Here is a 16,438-nt window from a genome sequence, read left to right as displayed (position 1 = left end):
CACCGCACGGTCATCCCGCCTTCTGTGTGATCGGGTCGGTGCCGCAACTCACGCTGGCACCACCGTCCGCGGATCAGTCGAAACCGCGGAAGACGCCGTCGGGATCAGCCGAACCCGCGAAGTCCTCCCAGCCCATGTTGGCGATGGACAAGTTGTTCTCCACCGAGGCCAAAGCCTGCGGAGCCACGCGCAGCTCCCGGACCGCACCGTCGCGGACCTCCAACACCAGCAGCGGCATCTCCGGTGAGGACAGCGTCGTCGCGTCAGCAAGCACGAGCAGCACGTACGGCGGGGCAGCGGCAGCCAGGTCGGCGACGGACGCCCCGGCCCACCGCTGGTGCTCGATCGTGCTCAGGGAGGGCACGAACCCGTTCGGACTCGGCGTCTGCACCGCGTTCAGCAGCGCCTCCCACTGCAGCTGGTGGGTGAAGTCGGTGCGGATCAGCAGCGATCCTCGATCCGCCGGCAGATCTCCGGACGCCGCCAGCGCGTCGTCCTCGGCGGCGAACTCAGGGTGTTCCGCCTCGTACTCGGCCATCACCTGCCGCAGCCGTTCGTCGTCGGCCCGTTGCGCGTCCTGCTCTGACCACCCTCGTGTCTCCTGCGCCAGAGCTGCCAGTCGCTCCTGCTCGGCTTGCGGGTCGGGCACGGTCTCTTCCACGCACAACCAGACGTCGCCGTCTGCGGCGTCCGCCGGCGGTTCGCACGCCGGTCCAGGGTCGTCGACCCAGAAGGAGTCCGAGCCCACCGCCGCCGTCTCGGGCTCGCTCTGACCTGCGGTGGAGGTCCGTGCCGGGTCGGTCGGGGAGCTGCAGGCGGTGACCGCCACCAGCAGGGCGGTCAGGAGGAGGACGCGGCGCACCCCTGGAGTCTGCTCGATGACCGCCGTCCGGAGGGGGCCAACCCCCAGGCCGGCCCCGGTCGGAGCGGTGGGCACCCGCACCGGGGCAGTCCGATCAAGAGCGTGGACGACATCACGGTCATCCCGCGGTGAGTGCGCGTCCTGTCGCCGACGACATAGCTGAGCGCGTGTGACAGGTTGAGCGGGTGCTGAGTGAATCGTCTGCTGGGCGGCTCTCGATCACCGCCTTGGCGCTGGCCGTGGTGTGCGCGCTCTGCTTCCCCTGGGCCTACCAGGCCGGATCGATGGGGCCTCTGGTCGTCGGTGCCGCGGCGGTCGTCCTCGGTGTGGGGGCCTTGTTCCTGGGAGGTGCGGCCCGTTCGGTTCCCCTGATCGTGGCAGGGGTCCTCGGGACGCTGCTGCTACCGGCGATGCTGGTGATCACCACTCTCGTCGAGGGTCCGTGACCTCACGGTCATCCCGCGATCTGCGCAAGATCATCGGGCGGCCATCCCGATTGGCCGCGAGTGGCACACACGGCTTCATGGATCCTGCAGACTTCCTGCTGCGTCGCAACGGTGTGAACGTCTCGCGCCCGCAGCGGATCGCAGCCCCGATCGCGCTTGCCCTCGCGTTGGCCCTGGGTGCCTGTAGCCAAGACGGCGCCGCCCCAGTGCCGGACCCAGAGAGCACCCCCGCATCGAGCCAGGACAGCGCCCCGAGGCCCAACCTGTTAGACGCCACGCTGCAGGGCGAGGTGATCGTCGTCGACCACAGCGACAGCACTTCCCTGCTCGCTGGCCTCACCGCGCCGCTGGCCCGGGTCGGCTCGTGCATCGGCCTGGGGGGCACTCTGGTCATCTGGCCGGACGCCACGACCTGGGACGCCGCCACTTCGACCCTCACCCTCGCCGATGGTGACACCTTCACATTGGGCGAGGAGATGCAGACAGGCGGGGGAAGCTTCACCTCGAAGGCCCTCGCTGGGTACTCCGAGAAGACGGGAGAAGCGTTGACGCAGTGCGGCGCTGCCCCGGAGCAGGCCATCTGGGTGATGACCTGAACTCCTCCAGCTAGCGAGCTCCTTGAGCCGCCCTGCGCAGGGTCAGGCGGGTCGTCGGTCCCACCGGATCGAACGGCTCGCTACGTGAGCTCGATGGCTGTCGGACCCTCTTCGACTTCACGGTCATCCCGCGATCAGCGTGATCATCTGGACAGGAGCAGGTCCCGCACCCGACACCACGCTGCAGTCTCCTCCCGATGCCACCCCATCCGGGAAAGGCCGTCGAACAAGAGCCCCGCCTCCACGACGGCCTCCCGATCCAACTGCCCTCCCTCGCGACGCTCTGCACGCAGCCCGCCACCGTGCTCACCGCCCCCTGCAGCTCCATCCACTTCTCCCACTCATCAGCGGAGGCCTGGTCATCGGGCTGGCTCGAGTACCCATCAGCGGCATCCAGGGCAGCTTGCAGCTCCACGTCGCGGTGACCAGCCATCCCAGCAGTCTGACGTCTTCACCGACCTCACGGTCATCCCGCTGGCCAGGACGTCACGCGCTCAGCCAGGCATCAGCAGAAGGTCTCGAAGACCAGCAGACGAGAAGGCTCGCCACCGTCGTCGCAATGCCAGATGTGCACTGCCCACGTGAGTCCCTCAGCGCTCCAGGACGGAGCCGCCTTGCCCGGCTCCTCGAAGCAACGATGCACTTCACGCCACCAGGTTCGGGCCTGCTCAGGGCTCAGGCGGGTCACCTCACCACCGGTCGAGGAGCGGATGAGGATGTCCTGCTCTCGGTGCAGGAACTGGCGGACCTGCTTGGCGTCGCACCAGCGCGCCCAGTGGGTTGTCCACCGCCGGCCCGCCTCGTCCACCAGGTCGTGGCCAGGGATGTCCGCTGCTGGGTCGTGAGCCACACGATCAGTCTCGTCCGTTGAGGTCGCGACCGCCAGCGACTTCACGGTCATCCCGCACATCGCGCGGTCGGACTGAGATACGGCTGGTCCAGCACAGCATCATGGAAAGCGTGGAGGACCTTCGTCGCGCGCGAGCCCGTGCCGTGCTGCACCTGCTGACACCGGAGCAGATGCCCACCTGGGCCGCTCACGCACTGATCGACGGGTACGACTCCCCCTCGCTGGGCGAGCTCGCCGGCCTGGACGTCGCCGACCCCCGCGACGTGCAAGACACCTTCACCGCCGCCTTGAACGAGCTCGGCGCACCCACGCTGGATGAGGCCCAGGCCCGCTGGGAGATGGCCCGCGCCTGGGCGCAGGCTGCTGTGGAAGGGACCATGACGCCCTACGAAGCGGCCCGGCGCATCTGGTGGCAGGCCTCCAGCCCCCTGGGCCACCCTGACGTCCTCGCTGACTTCGTCGGGTTGGCCAGTGAGTGGGAGGACGATCCCGAGCACCGAGCCGCCTACGAGGCCGACATCGTTCAAGCGGCGCGGGTCCTGCTCGCCTGCCGCTGAACACGCCGACACCCCCGAGGTGCAGAACGCGCGGTCATCCGGAGAAGCGGGTCAAGCTCCGGGTGACTCCATAGATGGATCAACCGCGGCAAGCAAGACGTCCGGTCATCCCGCTGTCGGGGCGCCTCAGCAGTTCTCCTGCAGCCCCACCAGCACCTGCCCCTCACGACGCCACGCAATGCCCGCGTACACACGCCCCCGCGCATCCGGCACCGCACCACCACCTCCAGCACCCGGCTGCTCGAAGTGCCCCCGCACCCGAGCCCACTCCTGACGCGCCACCTGCGGCGCCAGCCACCGCATCGGGCCCTCGAAGCTCAGCACCACCAACCGATGCCCCGCCTCGACCAACTCTTCGACCTCAGCCGCACTCAGCCACGACCCCATCGACCGCCGCCACACCTGGCCGCCCTCATCCCACAAGCGATCCCCGTGCACCCGGTTACGTGACACCTTCTGAGCCATCGGACCAGCATGCCCGCCAGCCGGCTCCGAACCGCACGGTCACCCCGCGGTGTGCGCGCTGACGCTGGCGTCCGCGACGTCGCGGTCCTGACGATGTCCGCGTGCACGCTGAGCACGAGGATCACCCGCATATCCCAGATGACCGCGCGTCGGAGGACCTACCTGCTTCCCACCCAACCGCCCTCCGCGATGCGTCGGAAGTTGCCGCCCAGGATCGCGTGCACCGTCTCCTCCGGGTACCCCCGCTCCCGCAGCGCCGCCTCCAACGTCAGCAACTCCTCAGGGGTGACGAAGTCGATGGAACCCCACCGGGTGTAGCAGTCGGGGAACAGGTGCGGGTTCTCGGTCAGCTCGGCGTTGAAGCCCTCGACGTCGAAGGGGTAGTCGGTGGACACCCCGACGTGCTCGGGCCCCACCAGGTCCAGGGCGCGTTCCAGGTGGCGCAGCACCGCCTGCAAGGAGGCGTCGTTGGGGCCGAGGAAGATACCGACCCCGGTGATGCCGACGACCCCACCGGTGGCTGCGCACGCTCGCGCCTGGTCATCGCTGATGTTGCGGGGGTGCTCCCACACCGACGCCAGGCAGGAGTGGCTGTAGACCATCGGCCGGGTCGTGACCTCGCTGAGTTCCAGGCCGGTGCGCCGGCCGCAGTGCGAGCCGTCGACGACCATCCCGATGCGGTTCATCTCCGCCACCAGGTCACGCCCGTAGCTCGTCAGCCCTTCGTCGACCGGGTCCAGGCACCCACCGCCGGCGGCGTTGCGGGTGTTGTACGTCGGCAGCAAGGTCCGCACTCCGGCGTCGTGGAACTCCTGCACCAGCTCCAAGCGTCCTTCCAGGGGGTCGGAGTCCTCCAGGTCGAAGGCGACGGCGATCCCCTCGTCCGCCGCGGCCCGGTCGACATCGGCCACGGTGGCGACGAGGGTGAACCGATCGTCGTCGCTCAAGCATCGCCGCCAACTGCGGGTGATGGTGCGGACGTCGTCGGCGCTGTGCGGGGCGTAGCCGACGTTGACGGAGACGAAGGCGCCGCCGGGGCGGGCGTAGCGGGCCAGCTGGCCCACGTCGGCGGCCGGGGTCAGGGGCAGGCAGCAGTGCTGCTCCCACAGCAGTGGCGGGCGGGTCATCCTGGCGCTCCTGACGGTGTCTGGCACCAGCGTTGGGGCTGACTGAGGTCGCCACCTTGCCAGCTCGAGGCCCGACGCCATCGAGGACTCGCGCGCTCAGCGGGTGAGCAGCGTCAGGCTGTGAGCATCGTCGGACAGCGACGTCACCGCCCGCCGACTGGCGTGCACGCCGAGAGCGCGCCGGGGAGACGCCAAGCCGCCCCAGGGTTGGTGCGCCTGCTGCCCGGCATCCCTCAGGCGGCGGCACACTCCCTCCATGTCCGTGAGCATCCGAGACGCCGACGACAGCGACGCCGCAGCTGTCGCCGCCCTCCTGGCCGAGATGGGCTACCCCACGACCGAGAGCTCGGCCCGGGCCCACATCCAACGGTTCAGCGCGCCGCCTTCATCGCGACTGCAGTTGGCCGAGCACGACGGCGACGTGGTCGGCCTGGTCGCCACGCACCTGGTGCCTCGGATGGACGACGACGCCGTCACCTGCCGCGTCACCGACCTGGTCGTCTCATCACGCCTGCGCCGGGGCGGCATCGGCTCTGCCCTTCTGGCCGCTGCTGAGGCCCACGCCAGGTCCGCCGGAGCTCCTCGTCTCGACCTGTCCTCCGGTGACTGGCGTGAGGAGGCCCACGCCTTCTACCTCGCCGCCGGCTTCCAGAGCCGCTCGCGCAGTTTCGTCAAGAGGCTGCCCCAGGCCCCAGCCGGGACCGTTGCTGCTGGATCCTGAGCACTGACTGCCGGGAGCCGCGACTTCACGGTCATCCCGCGTTCAGTGCGCGGTCGTGGCCGCCGGAGACGTCCGCTTTGTGCCGAGATGCGGGAGATCAAGTCGCCACCTCAAGCGAGCGGTACCGGGCATGATGACAAGCACGTCGACGTGCTCTCGGAGGTGCCCGTGATCGACTCCCACCACCCTGAGCTGACCACCCGGAAAGCTTCCCTGCTCGCTGCCGGCCTAGGAGGGGCAGCGCTGGTCGCCATCGCACTGCCCCTGCTCGTCGTGGCCACGATGTTGCCTGGCGACTTCGGCGGGAACACGCTTTCGGACACTGGCCGGGTCGGCGCTGTGGCGATCGCCCTCTGCCTGCCAGTAGGGGTGACCGCGACCGTTGCTGCTTGGCGGCACGCCAACGTACGGGTCAGCACCCTCTTGGTAGCCGCCCCCGAGGCACTGGCGTTTGCCGTCGTCCTGCTGTGGTTCCTACTCGCACGAGACTGATCGCGCCCCGGCTGCACGCGAGCACGGTCCTCTACGACGTCACGGTCATCCCGCGTTGTGCGTGCTGTCGCTGGCGGCTGGCGACTTCACGGACTTGTCGATGACCACGTGTGCCCTGCGTCGCTGGCACGCGGTGGTCAACACCCGCGACACACGGCAGGCACCAGAGGTCGTGACCGACCCGGTCCTGGTTCACGGTCCCAAGGGCGCCGGCCGCATCAGCACCGCGCAGTTCGCCGACTGGATCGAGCACTCGGCCATCACGCTGACCGCGCACACCTGGCACCCGGTCAGCGAGCGGGTCAGCGTGGTCGAGCAACACGCCACCTGGCCGCAAGACCCCTCCGGCACCGAGGTCGCCACCTGCTTCATCACCTCCGCCGGGCGTGTCAGCGCCGCACTGCGTTACCCCCCCGCCCGCGAAGCCCTGCAGCTCGCCCACCTTCTCTCCGAGGTCTTCGCCGTCGAGACGGTGACCAGCACCGAGGAGCGCACGACGGTTGCCGGCACGAGCACCACGAGCGCAGGGACGAGGAAGGACGCGCGTGCCTGAGCCGGCGCCCGTCGGCCCCGGTCCGGGTCCGGGTCCGGGTCCGGGTCCGGGGCAGACGCTGTTCCAGTTCGTGCGCTACTGGTCACGGCGGTGGGCCGGAGCCGGTCAGGCGGTGCAGGCCGACCGCGGCCGTGACGTGATGGTCCTGGAAGCGGTCTGCTCCGCAGCACCCTCGCCGGCATCGGTGCGCGACGTCGCCGACCAGCTGGGCCTGGACCACTCCGGGGCCAGCCGCCTGGTCACCGACGCCGTCAGCCGTGACCTGCTCTCCTCCACCCCCAGCCCCCAGGACGCCCGAGTCCGGCATCTGCTCCTGACGCCCCGAGGGGAGCAGCTGATCGACGACGCCCACCGCTGGCAGGAGGAGGTGTTCCGAGAGCTGACGGCCGGTTGGAGCCGGCGAGACGTCGAGAACTTCCACCTGCTCATGTCCCGGCTGATCAACGCCGCGCGCTGACCGTTGGAGCGCCGCCGCTGATCAACTCGACGGGAACTTCCGCTCATCCCGCGCTCAGGGAGCGACCGCACGAACGCCGCTCCCCCACCGGATCACCGCTCCCGGACCTACCGAGGTCCCAGCGATCTTCGACGAGGACAGGTCGGATGGGACGAACAGCCTCCGTGGCGTCTCAGCCGACCTGTCCAACCGCAGGTCACGGGCTCGAACTCGGGAAAGCTCGCATGAGGACGGACGATGTCGACTGTCTTCTCCCATCTGGTCTGTCCCAGCCTCACGAAACTTGTCCCAACTCTCGCAGGATCCGTCCCAACCTCTCAACGAATCTGTCCCAGCCTCGTCCTGCCGGATGCGTGGACGCTCCCAGGCGTTGAGTGCGCCGCTACGTCACAGGAGCCTGTGACCAGGGCCACTGACCGAGGGGCGAGGGGGGCAGGGACATCACCGATGAGCGCTACCTGCTGGTCAGCGCTCGCTGAGCCGACGTTCCCGCGCCGCGAACGGCACGAGGTCGAGGACGGCTGAGAACTTCACGGACCCGGTGAAACCACTGGATCCGCGGAGGCATCCGCTCGTCGATCGAGTAGCGCTCGACTCGGCGCGCTGGAACCGTTGCTGTCATGACACAGAGCGCGGCTGCGGCGCCGCAGGAGTGCATCTTCTGCGCCATCGCCCGTTACGAGGCCGAGGCCAGCACGGTGTACGAGGACGAGACCGTCGTGGCCTTCATGGACCGCTACCCCGTCACCCCCGGGCACCTCCTCGTCGTGCCGCGCCGTCACGTGGTGGGCCTGGAAGACCTCGACGGCGTCACTGGTGGTCACGTCTGGGCGGTGGCTCAGGACCTGGCTCGCGCCTTGCGCCGCTCATCGTTTCGCCCGGGAGGCATGAACCTCAACGTGTGTGACGGCGAGGCCGCCTTCCAGACGGTCTTCCACTTCCACCTCCACGTCATGCCCCGCTACACCGGAGACGGCTGGCCCGTCGAGAGTCTCCCCAAGACGCTGGACCGCGACAGGCAACGCCTGGACAGCGACGCGCACGAGGTCAAGGCGGCCTCTGCTCGTCCCGCGGGCGGCCACCCGTCCGGTGCCTGAGAACTCGTCGACGTGTTCGAGGTCGTGCCTCGCTACGGCGACATCACGGTCGTGGCGCGCTCCGGGCGCGCGGTCGCGGACTTCCCCGCCCCGCTCCCCCGCAGGACCTGGTGATCTTCGACTAGGACAGCCCGGATGAGACGAGCAGTCCGCTGGCCGTCTGATCCAACCCGTCCCACCGCGGGTCAGAGCTGTGTGGATGGAACAGGTCGGGTGGGAACGGACCACGACGCGATACCCGTCCAGATCCCAAGAGATCTGCCCAACGTCTCAGGCAGCTGTCCGGACGTCCCAACTGCTCGGCGTGATCCTCGCCCTCGCCGGCCGGGTACGGCCGTACCACGAGTACCTGCCACGGGAACTGCGCGAGCACCCGCTGCCGGGCTGGCCGCGGACGTCCTGCCCCCCTGCTGCAACGCACCTTCGACGACGCAGCCGGAGGCGACCAGCCCGCGAAGGACGTCATCGACGACCTGCCCCGACGAGCTCCTGCTCTCTGACGCCTGGGGACACCACCCGGTCACACCGGGGAGCGGATGACCCCCAGCAGCGTCGAGCCGCCCCTCCGCCGCCTCTCTAGGCTGCCGGGGTGGACGATGAGGAGTTCTTCGCCGAGCTGACACGCCGCCTGCGCGAGCACGTCGACCCCGACGTCCAGTACCTCGACGGCGCGTTCGTGCTGCACCGCTGGGACTTCGCCACCGACGTCCCGCTGGCCGCCACGGTCCTGGACCCACCCCTGCGGTTCCACATCACCGCCCGGCAGCTGGGCACCATCTGCCGCGACATGGCCGCCGACGCCGTCAGCGCCTTCGGCGGGCAGTCAGCGCCGGCAGCGCTCAACCTGCTCCTGGCTCACCTGGACGAGACCCTCGAGGTGGGTTTCGACCGCGACCCCAGTCGCCGGCACGTGCTGGCCGAGCCCTACCTCGCCTTCGTCTCCGACCCCGCCACCCCCGACCAGCCGCTCCCGCCGTTCGAACTGTGACGCCCCTTGCTGGATCCGTCGCCGCCGGACGGCTGCACGGTTTCGCCGTCGCACCGTGATCAGGTGGAGACGTCACGGTCGTCGCGCGGTGTGCCCGCTCCTGCGTGGCGTCGCTCCTCGCTGCACCTGCTCACCGCCGGGTCAGAGCACAGCGGTGCTCACGACCACCAGGGCCACCGCCACCGCGAGGAGCACCATGTTCACCACTCGCACCGCCCGGCCGCTCCGCGTTTCCCCGGGCAGCACCAGCTGTGTCCCCACCAAGAGGGGCACGCAGCCCGACACCACCTCGCGGGGGCGGCTCGCTTCCCCGAGCAGCACGACCGCGAGGAACACGATCGCGACGCCGACGCGGGCCACGAGGCCGAAGCGCTCCTGCTCGGCGGGGGACGCTCCCCGGGCCTGCTCGACGTCACGGTCGTGCCGATCCCGCGCAATACCCGTGGCGCCGCCGGCCGAGCTCTGCGAGGCTCCAGCCGGTGATCACCGACAGCCCATCCCGCACCCCGGTCTGGCAGGAGTCCACGTCGGTGACCGCATGACCCAGCCGGGGCAGCGTCCGGTGCTGTTGGCTCGTCCCTTCACCACCCTGGCCGGCTCGGTGGTCCTGCTGGGCCTGGCCGACTCCGTCGTGGGCAGCTGCTACGTCCTCTTCCTCGACGACCACGCCGACCTGTCCGCCACTCAGATCGGCCTGCTCTTCTCCCTGCCCGCCCTCGGCGGCATCGCCTTCACCCTGTGGAGCGGGCGGCGCTTCGACCGCCGTCCCACCCGCACCTGGGCCCTGCTGGCCACCGCCGCCAGCGCGGTGGGTTACGCCCTGCTGACCACGACCACGTCCTTCGCCTGGCTGCTGCTCATCTCCACGACCCTGCTCGCCGTCTACCAGGCCATCTACCCCCAGCTGCTCTCCATGGCCCCCGCCGTCCTGGGTACCGGGTCCGTGGGGCAGCGCGCGGTGCCGCTGCTGCGCTCCGGGTGGTCGCTGGCCTGGGCCCTCGGCCCGCTGGTCGCCGGGCTGCTCCTGGTTCCGTGGATCGGCTACCTCGGGCGTGCTGTGGGTCACCGTGGGGTTGCTGGTGCTGACCCTGCTGGCCACCGCTGCGGTGCCCTCCCCGGGTGCCGTGCCGGCATCGCCCACCCCTGACCTTGACCCGGACACCACCCCCGCAGACCGGCCGAGGGGTGTGCCCCGCGTCCGCCTGGTCCTGCTGACCGCCAGCACCGTCCTGTTCTTCCTGGCGGTGTTCGCCGGCGGTCTGGCCCTGCCGCTGTACGTCACCCGAGGCCTGGGCCTGCCCGACGAGGTCGTGGGGACGCTGTTCGCGTCGTGCGCGGTGGTGGAGATCCTCGCCGCCCTGGCGGTGGTGGCCCTGCCGTCACGACTGAGCGGGCGTGGACTCCTCGCGGGCGGGATCCTCGCTCTCGCGGTGCACTTCGCGCTGACCGCGGCGGCCGACGGGGTGGTGCTGCTGCTCATCGCCCAGGTGCCTCGCGGGGTGGCCATCGCGGTCCTGGCCGCCGCGGGGGTGCGCTTCTTCCAGGAGACCCTCGCGCCGTCGACCGGGTTCGCCACCACGCTGTTCTCCGCCTCAGCCGATGGCGGCTTCCTGCTCTCCGGTGTCCTGGGCGGGATCGCCGTCGACGCCTGGGGCTACCGGCCCGCGCTGCTCGGCTGCGGAGTCGTGGCGGTCCTGGCGCTCGGCGCCTTCCTCGGCTCGCACGACGAACGCCGACTCCGACACCAGCCACGACCCTGTCCTCGTGCCACCCACCGACGCCGACGCGTCGATCGGCAACACCCCGACCGGTGTCGCCGGGTTCCACCTCGCGGACCGACCGGCCGGCCGTGAGTCCCAGGTGGTGTGAGGGGACGGCCGAGGAGGTTCTCCTCACCCGTCCGGGAGCGACCGACGCCGCGAGACCCGCGTGCGGCGCGCTCCACCCGTCGGCGCCACCACGCCGGCCCCACGCACCTCGGAACCGTCGAGCACGGAACCGTCGGGTGCGGGATCCTGGTCACCGACCCGTGGCGTGGCTGACGACACGGCTGGTGCCGCGCGAACCCCGGTGGTGGCGAGCACTTCACGGGTGATGTCCGGCGCGCTCAGGTGCTGGAGCCCCCTCCGGAGCAAGGCGCGGACGGCGGCGAAGCGGATCAGCCTCAGCGGGATCCGCGTGCGGTGCACGTCTCCGGGCAGACGCCACGCTCGGATGCGCAGCCGTGGGTGCTTCACCGGTTCCTCCCTGGTGGTGCGGGTCCTGTGCGGTGCGGGTGCCGTCCCGAGCGATCGCCCAGCCGGTGGTGCGGGACGAGCCGACGGCCGTGGGCCGTGTCCCCGGCTCGTGCACGGTCGCGGCTCAGCCGAGGGCATCGGACTGGTCGGTGCTCGCCTGCTGCGCTCCCGTGGCGCGGCGCTGCCGCACCGAGCGCACGACCAGGGGCAGCACGCTGGCCACGGTGATGATCACGAGGGCCGGGACGAGGTAGAGCTCGATGTTCGGCACGGTGGCGCCGAGGAAGTAGCCGAGCAGGACGATGCCCACGGTCCACAGCACCCCGCCCGCCGCCTGCCAGAGCAGGAACCGGCGGACCGGCACCCCGGTGGCCCCGGCCAGGGGGTTCATCAGGGTGCGGGCCACGGGGACGAAGCGGGCCAGCACGATGGCCTTGCCGGGACCGAAACGTTCCAGCAGGTCCTGGGAGCGGCGCATGCCCGCACCGATGCGTGAACCCTCCGGTCGCGACAGCAACCCCGGGCCGAACCGGCGCCCGATGTGGTAACCGACCTGCGCACCGATCAGGGCCCCGGCGACGGCCCCCACCAGGACCGCCCCCAGATCCAGGTGCACGGGAGCACCGACCGGGGTCGCGGCCAGCAGGCCGGCTGCGATCAGGAGGGTGTCCCCGGGCAGTAAGAAGCCGATGAGCAGGCCCGTCTCGGCGAAGAGGATGACGAAGATCCCGAAGGCGCCGAAGGTGGTCAGCAACCGGTCCGGGGAGAGGAGATCACCCACGTCGTCGCACCGCACCCCTCGCGGTCGGGGCGGGCGGCGGTTGTCCCTGTCGGGTCCGGTGGGGTTCTCGGCGGTCGTCGATCACGTTCGGTCCTCCTTCGGTGCAGTGGTTCGAGTGGGTGCGCCGGGGGTTCGAGGGCTCACAGCCGCGAGGGCTGCCGCCGTCGGTCAGCCACGCAGGCGGGAGGGCAGGAAACCCTCGGCGCGGGCCGCGGCGATGCCGATCTTGGGGACGTCCCGGGCGCTGGCGAAGCACAGGAAGCGGGGGGTCCACTCCGGCTGGTACTTCACGTTGGCCCGGTACAGCGATTCCAGCTGCCACCACCGGGAGCCGAAGACCAGGACCCGGTACCAGGCCCGCAGCGCCGGGCCGGCCCCCAGTCGGGCACCGCGGTCGAAGACGGCGCGGAAGACGGCGAAGTTCAGCGACACGCGCGAGATGCCGAGCTCGGGGGCGCGGGTCAGCACCGAGGTCACCGCGAACTCGGTGAGGCCGTTGAGCTCCACGTCCCGGTCCCGGCGCATCAGGTCCAGCGACAGACCGTCCCGCCCCCAGGGGACGAAGGTCAGCAGGGCGCAGGGGCGGTCCTGCGCGTCCAGGCACTCGGCGATCAGCAGGTCGTCGTCACCCGGCTCCCCCAGCCGACCCAGGGCCATGGAGAAGCCCCGCTCCACCTCGCCGGCTCGCCACTGCTCGGCGAGCTCGGCCAGCCGGCTCAGCTCAGCGGGGGCGATGTCGCCCTGCCGGCGCAGACGGACGGTCATCCCCGTGCGGGCGACGCGGTTGACCGCCTGACGCAGGCTGCGCACCGCGCGGCCTTCCAGCGAGAAGGCGGTGGTGTCGACCACCGCTTCATCGCCCAGTTCCAGGGCGTCCAGGCCCGCGCCGGCGTAGGCCTGCGCGCCGCGTTCGGAGGCGCCCAGGACGGCGGGGACCCAGCCGTGCTCACGCAGCAGCACCCTCCACAGCTCGATCACCTCCGGCCAGGCCGAGGGGTGCCCCAGCGGGTCCCCGCTGGCCAGGCAGACGTCGCCGATGGTGCGGTAGGCGATGGCCGCCTTGCCGCCGGCGGAGAAGACGAGCGACTTGTCCGGGCGCAGGGCGAAGTAGCCCAGGGAGTCCTGGGGGCCGGCGGCAGCCAGCAGCCGGCGCAGGGCGTCGTCGTCGGCCGCGGTGTGGGCGCGCTGATCGCGGCGGGGCCCGAACAGGGCCCAGCCGGCCCCCAGCAGGGCCAGGGTGCCGATGGTGTTGAGCAGCACGCCGACCCAGTGCGGCAGCTGCAGCGTGACCGGTCCGGGCTCGAACAGCTCCACCGACGTCAGCGCGGCGGTGAAGGTGTAGGCCAGGTGCTGCAGGTACCCGGCGTGCGAGGCGTCCAGGAGCGTCACGAGCGTGCTGCCCAGCAGCACGCACACCCCGAGCAGCACCGCCAGCACCGTCACGGCCGCGCGCAGGTTCTTCGGGTCCCCCAGGACGGTGAACGCGGGCCGGGCGTGGAGCACCACCGCCAGCAGCAGGACGAAGACGGCCAGCACCGCCCACGCCTGGGCGTCGCGGTAGGTCAGCACCAGGGCCAGGGCGCCGAGGGCGTTGAGGGTGACGACGACGGCCAGGACCCGCCAGGCGGCCCGCTTGCGCTTGCGCAGGGAGCGGGCCAGGAGCAGCAGGAGAGTGCCGTACCCGAAGCTGGGCCAGCCCAGGACATAGACCCACGCGTTGCGCTCGAAGTCGACCTGCTCGGCCACGGCCCGCACCGCCGGGGTCAGGGCCAGCAGGATCGACGTGACGCCGAAAGCGGAGTAGAGCAGCGTGATGGCTGTGGCAGCCCGGGCGACCAGCGACGGTGAACGCCTCCTCGACGCCTCGGTCGACTGCTCCGCCGACCCCGTCACGACCGGCCTCCGCCCGGGCGCTGACCCTGGAGGCGGACCCGGCGGGCGCCTCGGACGAGGTCGGGCCGATGAGCTGCCCGGGGGTCGGCGTCGTGAGGTGCGCGGTGGGAGGGGCGAGGGGGTGCGGGGTTCTCCGCGGGACGCCCGGTTCTCGTGGCGTGCGCGGCGAACCCCGGGGTCTGAGCCGGCGACGCCTGCTGGGGCGAGGATCCGAGGACGGAGCGGGTGAAGATCACTGGTGAGGTCGCTCTCTGAGGCGCCGATGGGAAGGAGGCGGACGTCGCTCGGCAGGCCGGCTGCGTTCCACGAACAGTCTACCCGGTCTGTCTTGCCGACCACATAGTCCGTAAGGTGGATGCCCGAGCCTACGACCGGCTCAGGAGCAGGTGATGGAGGACGTGTGACGGACCTGAGGCAAGTACGGGTGAGCAGCGGGCTCGCCCCGACCGCCGCCGAGAACCGCACCGCGAACGGCCCGGACGACGTCGAGCACGGCGTCGGGCCCGGGGTCGACGCGGTCAGCCGGCCCGGTGCGGCCGATGAGGTCGGGCGGTGACGCTGGCGCTGGCGATGATCGCGGCCGCGATCATCGTGCACTCGCTGCTGGCGCGGGTGCTGGACCGGTGGCTGGCCGGTCCCGCGACGGCGATGCTGGCGATGGGGGCGCTGGGCGGGCTGCTGACGTCGAACTCGGCCGTCGAGGCGCTGAACACCACCGTGGCTCAACACGTGGTCGAAGTCGTCCTGGCGCTGCTGCTGTTCTCCGACGCCACGATGGTGCGCGGCGGCCGACTGCTCGGACCCCACCCCCGGCTGCTGGCACGGGTGCTGCTGGTGGCGATGCCGCTGAGCATCGGGCTGAGCGTGGCGGTGGGCGCGCTCCTGCTGAGCGGCTCCGGGGGCCGCGACGGGCTGACGTGGCCGGTCCTGCTGGTGATCGCCTGCGTCGTGGTGCCCACCGACTTCGCCGCCGCCGAGCGGCTGCTGAAGCACTCGCGCCTGAGCGGGCGGGTGCGGACGACGCTGAACCTGGAGAGCGGTTACAACGACGCCCTCGTCTCCCCCCTGTTCCTGTTCGCCATCGCCCTCGCCGCCGGCCCCCGCGGCCACGAAGACCCCCTCGGGGGGCTGGCCACCGCACTGCCGTACGCGCTCAAAGCCGTCGCGGTCGGTGCGGTCGTCGGCACGGCGTTGGCCGGTGGCCTGCACGCCGCCGCCGCCCGCGGCTGGGTGGACGCCCCGGCGCGGCGGATGCTGGTGCTGATGGCTCCGCTGCTGACGTACACCGTGACGCTGGCCTGGAACGGCAACGGCTTCGTCGCCTCCTTCGTGGCCGGGGCCGTCTTCGCCAACGTGCACCGCGTCGTGGCGGCACTGACGGCCCGGACGCGGGACGACGCCGGACGCCGGCAGATCCTCACCACCCGCGAGGAGGACTTCCGCTTCCTGCACGACGTCACCGCCCTGGCGGTGATGGCCGTCTGGTTCCTGGTGGGCAGCGCCTGCGTCCTCGCCTTCACCGGTGGTGTGCCGTGGCCGGTGCTGCTGTTCACCCTGGCGGCCCTGACGCTCGTGCGCCTGCTGCCGGTGTGGATCGGAACCGCGCGCTCGGGGGTGCCGGCCCGTGAGCGGGTGCTGCTGGGGGCACTGGGAGCGCGGGGGACGACGTCCATCGTCTTCGGCCTGCTGGCCTACAACTCCCTGGACGGGGCGGTGGCCGACACCGTCCTGCTCATCACCGTGCTGACCCTGCTGGGCAGCGTGCTGCTGCACGGCCCCCTGGCGCACCCGCTCATCCGGCGTGTCGGCCGAGGCTCCGGAGCAGCCCGACCGCCGGCGGGCACCCCCGCGACCGCCGGGCCGGCGGGCAGCCCGGACGCCGCCCCCCGGGACGCGACGAGTCCGGACTGAACGAGGCGGGACCGAAGGGGCCAGGACCGGACGAGCCCGGACGTGGCGCCCCGGCCTTGGGGCGCAGCGCTCGGAACGCGCCGCCGAGCCAGCGGCCCGTCGGAACCCGCCTCGCCCTGCTCGTCGCCCAGGCGCCCAGTCCCGGCCGTCACCCTTACGGATCCACAACTGACCGTTCGGCTTGTTGTACCGACTGGGACGTATATGGTGGTGGAGTGACCCCGACTCCTCCCAGCCACCCCGCCAGCACGACCCCCGGCGCGGCTCCCGGCACCGCGCCCGCCCGCGCGGGCAGGCGCGCGTGGCTGGCGTTGATCGTCCTGACCCTGGCCGTGGTGCTGCTGGCCGTCGACGGCACCGTCCTGGCCCTGGCCATCCCCGCCCTGACCGCCGACCTGAACCCCA

20 protein-coding genes and 1 pseudogene are annotated in these 16,438 nt (G+C 71.3%); 14 read left to right on the top strand and 7 right to left on the bottom strand.

Annotated features, from left to right (window positions below; all coding sequences use genetic code 11):
• Window positions 1-73: 73 nt before the first annotated feature.
• Window positions 74-862, bottom strand: coding sequence for a DUF6924 domain-containing protein (locus tag ACRYRX_RS05850; protein ID WP_432510893.1), 789 nt, complete (start codon window positions 860-862; stop codon window positions 74-76).
• Window positions 863-1,047: 185 nt separating this feature from the next.
• Between ACRYRX_RS05850 and ACRYRX_RS05845 the strand changes: the two genes are divergently transcribed.
• Window positions 1,048-1,308: a hypothetical protein gene (locus tag ACRYRX_RS05845; RefSeq protein WP_432510892.1), complete on the top strand. Its 261-nt coding sequence runs from the start codon at window positions 1,048-1,050 to the stop codon at window positions 1,306-1,308.
• A 77-nt stretch (window positions 1,309-1,385) separates the two neighbouring features.
• Entirely contained in the window at window positions 1,386-1,904 is a 519-nt protein-coding gene (locus ACRYRX_RS05840) for a hypothetical protein (RefSeq protein ID WP_432510891.1), read from the top strand.
• A gap of 505 nt (window positions 1,905-2,409) precedes the next feature.
• Here ACRYRX_RS05840 and ACRYRX_RS05835 read toward each other — a convergent pair.
• On the bottom strand, window positions 2,410-2,805 hold the full coding sequence (locus ACRYRX_RS05835) for a hypothetical protein (protein ID WP_432510890.1): 396 nt from the start codon (window positions 2,803-2,805) through the stop codon (window positions 2,410-2,412).
• A gap of 50 nt (window positions 2,806-2,855) precedes the next feature.
• Here ACRYRX_RS05835 and ACRYRX_RS05830 point away from each other — a divergent pair, with 50 nt between their 5' ends.
• Window positions 2,856-3,311 carry a hypothetical protein gene (locus ACRYRX_RS05830; RefSeq protein WP_432510889.1) on the top strand — a complete coding sequence of 152 codons (456 nt, stop codon included), beginning with the start codon at window positions 2,856-2,858 and terminating at the stop codon, window positions 3,309-3,311.
• 126 nt (window positions 3,312-3,437) lie between these two features.
• Here the strand turns inward: ACRYRX_RS05830 and ACRYRX_RS05825 are convergent, their stop codons facing one another.
• Complete coding sequence (locus ACRYRX_RS05825; RefSeq protein ID WP_432510888.1) at window positions 3,438-3,776, bottom strand: hypothetical protein; 339 nt, start codon at window positions 3,774-3,776, stop codon at window positions 3,438-3,440.
• Window positions 3,777-3,934: 158 nt separating this feature from the next.
• Entirely contained in the window at window positions 3,935-4,903 is a 969-nt protein-coding gene (locus ACRYRX_RS05820; RefSeq protein ID WP_432510887.1) for a dipeptidase, read from the bottom strand.
• A 262-nt stretch (window positions 4,904-5,165) separates the two neighbouring features.
• Here ACRYRX_RS05820 and ACRYRX_RS05815 point away from each other — a divergent pair, with 262 nt between their 5' ends.
• From ACRYRX_RS05815 to ACRYRX_RS05790, 6 genes are all read left to right on the top strand, one after another.
• A complete protein-coding gene (locus ACRYRX_RS05815) occupies window positions 5,166-5,624 on the top strand; it encodes a GNAT family N-acetyltransferase (protein WP_432510886.1) in 459 nt (152 codons plus the stop codon).
• An 87-nt stretch (window positions 5,625-5,711) separates the two neighbouring features.
• Window positions 5,712-6,116, top strand: coding sequence for a hypothetical protein (locus ACRYRX_RS05810; RefSeq protein ID WP_432510885.1), 405 nt, complete (start codon window positions 5,712-5,714; stop codon window positions 6,114-6,116).
• Between the two features lie 61 nt (window positions 6,117-6,177).
• Window positions 6,178-6,669: a hypothetical protein gene (locus ACRYRX_RS05805; RefSeq protein WP_432510884.1), complete on the top strand. Its 492-nt coding sequence runs from the start codon at window positions 6,178-6,180 to the stop codon at window positions 6,667-6,669.
• 139 nt (window positions 6,670-6,808) lie between these two features.
• Entirely contained in the window at window positions 6,809-7,126 is a 318-nt protein-coding gene (locus ACRYRX_RS05800) for a MarR family winged helix-turn-helix transcriptional regulator (protein WP_432511045.1), read from the top strand.
• Between the two features lie 620 nt (window positions 7,127-7,746).
• Window positions 7,747-8,223, top strand: a complete 477-nt coding sequence (locus tag ACRYRX_RS05795) for an HIT family protein (RefSeq protein ID WP_432510883.1) — start codon at window positions 7,747-7,749, stop codon at window positions 8,221-8,223.
• 589 nt (window positions 8,224-8,812) lie between these two features.
• Window positions 8,813-9,211 (top strand): hypothetical protein, encoded by a 399-nt coding sequence (locus ACRYRX_RS05790; RefSeq protein WP_432510882.1) that lies wholly within the window; start codon window positions 8,813-8,815, stop codon window positions 9,209-9,211.
• 141 nt (window positions 9,212-9,352) lie between these two features.
• Here ACRYRX_RS05790 and ACRYRX_RS05785 read toward each other — a convergent pair whose 3' ends face one another.
• Window positions 9,353-9,571, bottom strand: a complete 219-nt coding sequence (locus ACRYRX_RS05785) for a hypothetical protein (protein ID WP_432510881.1) — start codon at window positions 9,569-9,571, stop codon at window positions 9,353-9,355.
• Window positions 9,572-9,749: 178 nt separating this feature from the next.
• Between ACRYRX_RS05785 and ACRYRX_RS05780 the strand changes: the two genes are divergently transcribed.
• Together ACRYRX_RS05780 and ACRYRX_RS05775 are read left to right on the top strand one after the other, a co-directional pair.
• On the top strand, window positions 9,750-10,358 hold the full coding sequence (locus ACRYRX_RS05780; protein WP_432510880.1) for an MFS transporter: 609 nt from the start codon (window positions 9,750-9,752) through the stop codon (window positions 10,356-10,358).
• A 40-nt stretch (window positions 10,359-10,398) separates the two neighbouring features.
• A complete protein-coding gene (locus ACRYRX_RS05775) occupies window positions 10,399-11,064 on the top strand; it encodes an MFS transporter (RefSeq protein ID WP_432510879.1) in 666 nt (221 codons plus the stop codon).
• 508 nt (window positions 11,065-11,572) lie between these two features.
• Here ACRYRX_RS05775 and ACRYRX_RS05770 read toward each other — a convergent pair.
• A complete protein-coding gene (locus ACRYRX_RS05770) occupies window positions 11,573-12,229 on the bottom strand; it encodes a DedA family protein (RefSeq protein WP_432510878.1) in 657 nt (218 codons plus the stop codon).
• A 168-nt stretch (window positions 12,230-12,397) separates the two neighbouring features.
• A complete protein-coding gene (locus ACRYRX_RS05765; protein WP_432510877.1) occupies window positions 12,398-14,122 on the bottom strand; it encodes a phosphatidylglycerol lysyltransferase domain-containing protein in 1,725 nt (574 codons plus the stop codon).
• 424 nt (window positions 14,123-14,546) lie between these two features.
• On the opposite strand from ACRYRX_RS05765, the gene ACRYRX_RS05760 reads away from it, so the two are divergent.
• From ACRYRX_RS05760 to ACRYRX_RS05750, 3 genes and pseudogenes are all read left to right on the top strand, one after another.
• The gene (locus ACRYRX_RS05760) at window positions 14,547-14,678 is read left to right on the top strand and encodes a hypothetical protein (RefSeq protein WP_432510876.1); all 132 of its coding nucleotides are present in this window, start codon (window positions 14,547-14,549) and stop codon (window positions 14,676-14,678) included.
• Window positions 14,675-16,033 carry a cation:proton antiporter domain-containing protein gene (locus tag ACRYRX_RS05755; RefSeq protein ID WP_432510875.1) on the top strand — a complete coding sequence of 453 codons (1,359 nt, stop codon included), beginning with the start codon at window positions 14,675-14,677 and terminating at the stop codon, window positions 16,031-16,033. Before ACRYRX_RS05760 ends, ACRYRX_RS05755 begins: the two co-directional genes overlap by 4 nt.
• A 215-nt stretch (window positions 16,034-16,248) precedes the next feature.
• Window positions 16,249-16,438 (top strand): annotated as a pseudogene (locus ACRYRX_RS05750) (MFS transporter); the annotation flags it as partial.

The sequence above is a fragment of the Kineococcus lubricus genome, from assembly GCF_050871965.1.
Classification (GTDB): domain Bacteria; phylum Actinomycetota; class Actinomycetes; order Actinomycetales; family Kineococcaceae; genus Kineococcus.
The sequence above is the reverse complement of the archived record's forward strand: the minus strand, read 5'-3'. Positions and strand labels throughout refer to the sequence as shown.